General features: G+C 64.3%; 7 protein-coding genes. 2 read left to right on the forward strand and 5 right to left on the reverse strand.

Features of this window, described 5'->3' with window-relative positions; genetic code table 11:
* The coding region (locus KBT70_RS13615) for a heterodisulfide reductase-related iron-sulfur binding cluster (RefSeq protein ID WP_296634550.1) at window positions 1–935 on the forward strand (935 nt) is incomplete at its 5' end.
* Window positions 925–1620 carry a GntR family transcriptional regulator gene (locus tag KBT70_RS13620; protein WP_296634554.1) on the forward strand — a complete coding sequence of 232 codons (696 nt, stop codon included), beginning with the start codon at window positions 925–927 and terminating at the stop codon, window positions 1618–1620. The genes KBT70_RS13615 and KBT70_RS13620, both read left to right, overlap by 11 nt.
* Before the next feature lie 19 nt (window positions 1621–1639).
* Here KBT70_RS13620 and KBT70_RS13625 read toward each other — a convergent pair whose 3' ends face one another.
* From KBT70_RS13625 to KBT70_RS13645, 5 genes are all read right to left on the reverse strand, one after another.
* Window positions 1640–2740: an FAD-binding oxidoreductase gene (locus KBT70_RS13625; RefSeq protein WP_296634559.1), complete on the reverse strand. Its 1101-nt coding sequence runs from the start codon at window positions 2738–2740 to the stop codon at window positions 1640–1642.
* A gap of 2 nt (window positions 2741–2742) precedes the next feature.
* Entirely contained in the window at window positions 2743–3765 is a 1023-nt protein-coding gene (locus KBT70_RS13630; protein ID WP_296634562.1) for a histone deacetylase family protein, read from the reverse strand.
* Window positions 3762–4226 (reverse strand): GNAT family N-acetyltransferase, encoded by a 465-nt coding sequence (locus KBT70_RS13635; RefSeq protein ID WP_296634567.1) that lies wholly within the window; start codon window positions 4224–4226, stop codon window positions 3762–3764. The genes KBT70_RS13630 and KBT70_RS13635 overlap by 4 nt, the downstream gene beginning before the upstream one ends.
* An 18-nt stretch (window positions 4227–4244) precedes the next feature.
* Entirely contained in the window at window positions 4245–5171 is a 927-nt protein-coding gene (locus KBT70_RS13640) for a 3-keto-5-aminohexanoate cleavage protein (protein WP_296634571.1), read from the reverse strand.
* The coding region (locus KBT70_RS13645; RefSeq protein WP_296634574.1) for an aminotransferase class III-fold pyridoxal phosphate-dependent enzyme at window positions 5171–5735 on the reverse strand (565 nt) is incomplete at its 5' end. The genes KBT70_RS13645 and KBT70_RS13640, both read right to left, overlap by 1 nt.

The raw sequence follows: 5735 nt of genomic DNA on the forward strand, positions 1-5735 counted from the left end.
ATGCGCGGGTTGCCGTGGTGCTGCGTGGCCTCATCGCGCTGCGCAACCGCGTGCCGATGCTGGCAGCCCTGAGTGAGCGGATGACCGGGCTGGCCGCTGCGCGGTCCCTTCCGCTCTTTCGAGGTGATTTCTTCAAGGACGCCGAGGTCAAGCGCGCCCGGTCTTCGACCAAAGCGGGCAAGGTCATCCTCTTTACCGATACGTTCAACCGCTGGATGGAGCCGGAGATACCCCGCGCCGCGTTGCGCGTGCTGGCGCGCGCCGGATACGAGGTGATCACCGCAAATGCGCCCGGTCGCCCGCTCTGCTGTGGGCGCACATATCTGGCGGCAGGCATGATCGACAAGGCCCGCGCCGAGGCGCGGCGGACGTTGGATGCGCTCCTGCCGCATATCCGCGCAGGCGTGCCGGTGGTGGGGTTGGAGCCTTCGTGCCTGTTGACCCTGCGCGATGAGTTTCTGACGCTTTTGCCGGGAGAGGATGCGCGGCTCCTGTCGGAAAACGCCTTTCTCTTCGAGGAATTCATTGCCCGCGAGGCGCGTGCTGGGCGGCTTGATCTGCCGCTTGACGCTCTGGGTCAGACCGCCCATGTCCACGGCCATTGCCATCAAAAGGCAGCGGGCGTCATGGGCGACATGGGGCAGGCTCTGGCGCTGATCCCCGGTCTTGATTCCAAGACCATCGAGAGCAGCTGTTGTGGCATGGCGGGAGCCTTTGGCTATCAGGCAGAGACCATCGAGGTCTCGCTCAAGATGGGGGAATTGTCGCTCTTGCCTGCGGTGCGTGCCGCCGCCTCGGATGATCTTCTGATCGCCAATGGCACCTCTTGCCGTCACCAGATTGCCGATGGCACCGACCGCCGCGCGCTGCACATCGCGGAAATCTTCGACAGGGCATCAGGAAATGCTGTAAGGGAGGGCCGCAATGATGGATAACCCCGGCCCGGAGGCCCCTATGACCGCCCTCAAACCCGATCCCATTGGCCGCACTGCACTGGCCGTCGAGATCACCAACCGCCTGCGCCAGATGATCCTCGAAGGGCAATTGCAGCCTGGTGAAAAGATCAACGAAAAGGCCCTGACCGAACAGTTCGGTGTATCCCGAACGCCGCTGCGCGAGGCGCTCAAAGTGTTGGCGGCGGAGGGGTTGCTTGATCTCATCCCACATCGCGGTGCGGTCATCACCCGCCAGAGCGAGGCGGAACTGGCCGAGGTGTTTTGCGTGCTGGCCGCTCTTGAGGGGCTGGCAGGCGAGTTGGCTACGTTGCAGGCCGGGGCGGACACGGTGCAAGAGATTGCGGACATGACCGCTGCGCTGCGGCGCACCTATGACGAGGCGGACCGCCCGACCTATTTCCGCATCAATCAAGCCATCCACAAGGCGATTCTGGCGGCGGCGGGGAATGAAACTTTGGTGCGCGCGCATGAATTGCTGGCCTTCCGGGTCCAGCGGGCGCGCTATCAGGCCAATCTCACGCCGGAACGCTGGCGCGCGGCGGTCGAGGAACATGAGGCCATCATCGAGGCGTTGCGCGCGCGGGATGCCGAGCGTTGTGGCAAGCTGATGAAGGATCACCTCCTGCGCAAATTCGCCTCGATCAAGGCCAAAGCACAGGGGTGATTGCTCGCCACTCGGCCCCCTATGCCGGTCTGAACCGCCCCGGTGCCATGGTCGCCAGAACGTGATCCGGCACATCCGGCACACCCCCTGCAATCAGCGCCGCCGTCAGCCGTGACAGTGCGGGTGCTGTCTGCACGCCGTAGCCACCCTGCCCGGCCAGCCAGAAAAACCCGTCCGCCTGCGGATCAAACCCCACCACCGGCGTGCGGTCGGGGGCAAAGGTGCGAAGGCCCGCCCAGCTATGCTCGACCCGTGTCACCGGCACGGTAACGGCCTGCTCGAACCGATGCAGCCCCTCGGCCAGCACCATGTCATCGGCCCAGGCGTCATGGGGGGCGACCGGGTCTTCATCGGCAGGGGACACCATCAACTTGCCCGCCTCGGGCTTGGCATACCATGTTTCAGCGATAGAGCCGAAGATTGGCCAATGTTCGGTGTCATATCCCAAGGGTGCCGGAATGATCGCGGCAGACCGGCGATAGGGTTGTAACCCTGCACGCGGCACCCCGGCCAAGGCGGCCACCTCATCGGCCCAGCCACCGGCAGCGTTGACGATGATCGGCGCGCTGTGCTGACCCTGGGCGGTTTCGACCTGCCATAACCCGGCGCTCTGCGACAGGCCGCTGACCGCAGCACCGGTCATGATCCGCCCGCCCCGCGCCCGCAACAGGCGCGCATAGCCTTGCAACAAGAGGTCCACGTCGATGCCGCGCGCGCCGCGTTCGATCATCGCGCCCGCAATCCGGTCCGCGCGCAGGATCGGCACGATTTCGGCGGCTTCCTTGCCAGTCAGACGGTCAATGCCGGTCGAGCCATCCAGATAGGCGTCGAGGATCGGCAATTCTTCCTCGAAGGCGACCATCAATTCGCCACGCGGGCTGAGCAAAGGTTTGTCGCTGATCTCGCCCGGCTGCTCGAAAATCGGCTCTGCCACAGCATTGAGCGCGCGCAGAGTGGCATTGCCGTAGTTGCGGATGAAGATGGCGGCGGAGCGACCCGTGGCGTGATAGCCGATCTGGGGTTCCATTTCGAGAACGACGACATCGGCACCGCCGCGCGCAAGCTCTGCCGCCGCGCTGATCCCGGCAATGCCGCCGCCGATCACGATCACATCGGCCATGCTCACGCCCCCTCAAATCCCGTCAGGACCGATGTAAGGTTCTGGCCCAATTCCTTACAAAGATACCCACCCTCTTGCACAAAGAGCGTGGGCAGCCCCAGCCCGGCAATCGCCGCCCCGATGCGCCCAAATCCGGGCGTGGTGATGGCCAGCCCTTGAAACGGATCGCCCTCATAGGCATCAAGACCAAGCGCCACGACCACCACATCGGCCCCGAAATTCGCCACCCACTCCAGAGCGACGTCGAGTGTCTTCAGATAGGCATCATCGCCTGTGCCGCGTTCCAACGGCAGGTTGAGGTTATAGCCCCTGCCGCGCCCCGTGCCACGCTCGTCGGCGTGGCCCCAGAAAAAGGGATAGAACCGCGCGGGATCGGCGTGGATCGAAACGGTCAGCACATCGTCGCGATCATAGAAAATGCCTTGGGTGCCATTGCCGTGATGCACATCGACATCAAGGATCGCCGCGCGCAGCCCACTCGTGCGCAACCGCTCTGCCGCAATGCCAGCGTTGTTAAGAAAGCAGAACCCCCCGGCCAAATCGCCAAAGGCATGATGCCCCGGTGGACGGCAGAGCGCATAGGCGGCCCGCTCTCCAGCGGCCAGCATATCCGCCCCGGTCACGGCGGTCTGCGCCGACCAATAGGCAGCCTCCCACGTGCCCGCCCCGATGGGGCAAGCGGTATCGGCCTGATGATAGCCGGCCTGCCCCACGGCGGACTTGGGGTAATTGTCGCTCCGATTGGCGGGGTGAACATTGGGGATCACCTCTTGGCCCGCGCCCTCAATGTGCTGCCATCGCGCGTAGATGTGGCGCAAGAATGTCACATACTCTGGCGAATGGAGAGCAGCGATTGGACCGAGCCCGGCATCCTCAGGTGCCACAAACTCACAGCCAGCCGCCTTGGCCCCCTCTGTCAGCCGCGTGATGCGCTCGGGCTGTTCGGGGCTTGGCTTGATCACCCCGTTGGCCATGAAATGCTTGGGATCATGCCGCCATTGCCGCGCGTCAAAAATTGCCTTCATCCATGCTCTCCCATCAATCTGCGCATGGCCGCCTGTGGCAGGCGCATCTGTGTCACTTGATCCTGCGCCTCGAAACCCAGCCGTTCGTAGAACTGGCGTGAAGCCGGGGTGTGGGCGTAGACCGCCAGCATCATCCATTCCGCCCGCCAGAGTGTGCCTGCGCGGCGTGCCACCTGAGATAGGAGTGCGCGGCCCAACCCCTTGCCGCGTGCCGCCTCTGTGACCCAGAGGTCAGAGACATAGACGCCAGCCGCCCCGCGCAAGGTGGAAAACATCGGGCCAAAAAGGGCGGCGCCGATCAAATCCCCCTCCACTGCGAGCAGACCATAGGCCGCCGGTATCGCGCCCGTCAGACCGGCGCGCAAGGCGTCCAAACCGGCGCTATGGACATCGCCCAAATCCGCGCTGAGTTGGCGCAGGGCCGTGTCCAACATGGCCAGATCATCCTCAGTTTTGACCATCCGGAATTCTGCCATGGTTCAGATCGCCACCCGGTCGGCGCCCTTGAGACCCAAGAGCGCGCGCGCCTCATCGGGGCTGACCACCACCCGGCCCAACGCCTCGACGATACCGCGCACCTTGGTGACCTGTTCGGCGTTGGAGCGTGCCAGCGTGCCGCGCCCGATGGTCAGACTATCCTCCAGCCCCACACGCACATGCCCACCCATTGCCGCCGCCTGCGCCGCCATCGGCATCTGATGCCGCCCGGCGGCCAGCACGGAAAACATGTAATCCCGACCAAAGAGCTTGTCCGCGATGCGAACCATATGCGTGAGGTTCTCGGGGTCCGCGCCCATGCCGCCCAAGACACCAAAGACGAACTGGATGAAATAAGGCGCGCGGATCAGCCCGCGATCCGCGAAATGGCGCAGCATGTAGAGGTGGCTCAGGTCGTAACATTCAAACTCGAACCGCGCCCCGCGTTCTTGGCCTAGTTCCGTCAGGATGCGGGCGATGTCGCGGGGGGTGTTCTTGAACACCAGATCATCCGAGCCTTCGAGAAAGGGCTGCTCCCAATCGTTCCGCCAGTCGGTGATCCGCTCTGCCATCGGGTAGAGCGCGAAATTCATAGTGCCCATGTTGAGTGAGGCCATTTCTGGGGCAGCCTCGATGGGCGCGGCCAGCCGTTCATCGAGCGTCATGGTCGCGCTGCCCCCGGTCGAGAGGTTTAGAACCGCATCGCAGCCCTGTTTCAACCGGGGCAGAAAGGCGCGGAAATGTGCGGGGTCGGCAGAGGGCCGCCCGGTTTGCGGATCACGCGCATGCAGGTGCAGAATGGCCGCCCCCGCCTCGGCCGCCTCGATCCCGGCACGGGCGATTTCGTCGGCCGTGATCGGCAGTTGTGGCGACATGGAGGGCGTGTGGATCGAGCCTGTCAGCGCGCAGGTAATGATAATCTCGCGCATTACACGGCCTGCTCCAGCGCGGGGCGGATTTCGTTTGTAAACTCTGCCAGCGAGGCATCCAGCATTTCGGTAATCTCGTCCAAGTGCGTTTCGGTCACGATCATTGGGGGGGCGACGATGATGTGATCCCCCTCGATCCCGTCTCGGGTGCGCCGCGCATAGACGATCAGCCCCTTTTCATAGGCGATCTGCACGAAGCGATCGAAGGCGCGCAATCCCTTGGGCAGCGGGGCCTTGGTGCCGCGATCCGCCATGAACTCGAATGCCGTCAGCAGCCCCTTACCGCGCACGTCGCCGATGATGGCATAGCGCTGCATCAGGCCGCGCAGGCGCTCTTGCAGCCGGTCGCCCATCTGCGCGGCGTTGCCCACCAGATCCATGCGCTCAATCTCGTCGATCACGGCGAGGCCCGCGGCGCAGGCCAGCGGATTGCCCGCATAGGTGAAGCCATGCAGAAAGCCGCCCGCATCCAAAACCGGCTCGACCAGCCGCTCATGCGCCACCATCGCGCCAAGCGGCACATAGCCAGCGGCAAAGCCCTTGGACATGACGACAATGTCCGGG

The organism is Roseovarius sp. (assembly GCF_018066915.1).
Classification (GTDB): Bacteria; Pseudomonadota; Alphaproteobacteria; order Rhodobacterales; family Rhodobacteraceae; genus Roseovarius.